The organism is Allobacillus salarius (genome assembly GCF_007559425.1).
In the GTDB taxonomy this organism is placed as follows: domain Bacteria; phylum Bacillota; class Bacilli; order Bacillales; family Alkalibacillaceae; genus Allobacillus; species Allobacillus salarius.
The window spans coordinates 1-2228 of the sequence record NZ_VMHE01000055.1 but is presented as its reverse complement, the minus strand read 5'-3'; the positions used below and the strand labels follow the sequence as shown (position 1 = coordinate 2228).

Below are 2228 nucleotides of genomic sequence, written 5' to 3'. Positions count from 1 at the left end.
CGGGAAGAGCCCAAACCAACAAGCTTGCTTGTTGGGGTTGTAGGACACTCTATACGGAGTTACAAAGGACGACATTAGACGAATCATCTGGAAAGATGAATCAAAGAAGGTAATAATCCTGTAGTCGAAAATGTTGTCTCTCTTGAGTGGATCCTGAGTACGACGGAGCACGTGAAATTCCGTCGGAATCTGGGAGGACCATCTCCTAAGGCTAAATACTCTCTAGTGACCGATAGTGAACCAGTACCGTGAGGGAAAGGTGAAAAGCACCCCGGAAGGGGAGTGAAATAGAACCTGAAACCGTGTGCTTACAAGTAGTCAGAGCCCGTTAATGGGTGATGGCGTGCCTTTTGTAGAATGAACCGGCGAGTTACGATTTGATGCAAGGTTAAGCAGTAAATGTGGAGCCGTAGCGAAAGCGAGTCTGAATAGGGCGTTTAGTATTTGGTCGTAGACCCGAAACCAGGTGATCTACCCTTGGTCAGGTTGAAGTTCAGGTAACACTGAATGGAGGACCGAACCGACTTACGTTGAAAAGTGAGCGGATGAACTGAGGGTAGCGGAGAAATTCCAATCGAACCTGGAGATAGCTGGTTCTCTCCGAAATAGCTTTAGGGCTAGCCTCAAGTGATGATTATTGGAGGTAGAGCACTGTTTGGACGAGGGGCCCCTCTCGGGTTACCGAATTCAGACAAACTCCGAATGCCAATTAATTTAACTTGGGAGTCAGAACATGGGTGATAAGGTCCGTGTTCGAAAGGGAAACAGCCCAGACCACCAGCTAAGGTCCCAAAATATATGTTAAGTGGAAAAGGATGTGGCGTTGCCCAGACAACTAGGATGTTGGCTTAGAAGCAGCCATCATTTAAAGAGTGCGTAATAGCTCACTAGTCGAGTGACACTGCGCCGAAAATGTACCGGGGCTAAACATATTACCGAAGCTGTGGATTGTCCTTTGGACAATGGTAGGAGAGCGTTCTAAGGGCGTTGAAGCATGATCGTAAGGACATGTGGAGCGCTTAGAAGTGAGAATGCCGGTGTGAGTAGCGAAAGACGGGTGAGAATCCCGTCCACCGATTGACTAAGGTTTCCAGAGGAAGGCTCGTCCGCTCTGGGTTAGTCGGGTCCTAAGCTGAGGCCGACAGGCGTAGGCGATGGATAACAGGTTGATATTCCTGTACCACCTATAATCGTTTTAATCGATGGGGGGACGCAGTAGGATAGGCGAAGCGTGCGATTGGATTGCACGTCTAAGCAGTAAGGCTGAGTATTAGGCAAATCCGGTACTCGTTAAGGCTGAGCTGTGATGGGGAGAAGACATTGTGTCTTCGAGTCGTTGATTTCACACTGCCGAGAAAAGCCTCTAGATAGAAAATAGGTGCCCGTACCGCAAACCGACACAGGTAGTCAAGATGAGAATTCTAAGGTGAGCGAGCGAACTCTCGTTAAGGAACTCGGCAAAATGACCCCGTAACTTCGGGAGAAGGGGTGCTCTTTAGGGTTAACGCCCAGAAGAGCCGCAGTGAATAGGCCCAAGCGACTGTTTATCAAAAACACAGGTCTCTGCTAAACCGTAAGGTGATGTATAGGGGCTGACGCCTGCCCGGTGCTGGAAGGTTAAGAGGAGTGGTTAGCTTCTGCGAAGCTACGAATCGAAGCCCCAGTAAACGGCGGCCGTAACTATAACGGTCCTAAGGTAGCGAAATTCCTTGTCGGGTAAGTTCCGACCCGCACGAAAGGCGTAACGATTTGGGCACTGTCTCAACGAGAGACTCGGTGAAATCATAGTACCTGTGAAGATGCAGGTTACCCGCGACAGGACGGAAAGACCCCGTGGAGCTTTACTGTAGCCTGATATTGAAATTCGGCACAGCTTGTACAGGATAGGTAGGAGCCTTTGAAACGTGAGCGCTAGCTTACGTGGAGGCGCTGGTGGGATACTACCCTAGCTGTGTTGGCTTTCTAACCCGCACCACTTATCGTGGTGGGAGACAGTGTCAGGCGGGCAGTTTGACTGGGGCGGTCGCCTCCTAAAAGGTAACGGAGGCGCTCAAAGGTTCCCTCAGAATGGTTGGAAATCATTCATAGAGTGTAAAGGCATAAGGGAGCTTGACTGCGAGACCTACAAGTCGAGCAGGGTCGAAAGACGGACTTAGTGATCCGGTGGTTCCGCATGGAAGGGCCATCGCTCAACGGATAAAAGCTACCCCGGGGATAACAGGCTTATC

General features: G+C 50.1%; 1 rRNA gene. It reads left to right on the top strand.

Annotation, left to right across the window (positions count from 1 at the left end):
- Window positions 1–2228 (top strand): 23S ribosomal RNA (locus FPQ13_RS12920); the annotation flags it as partial.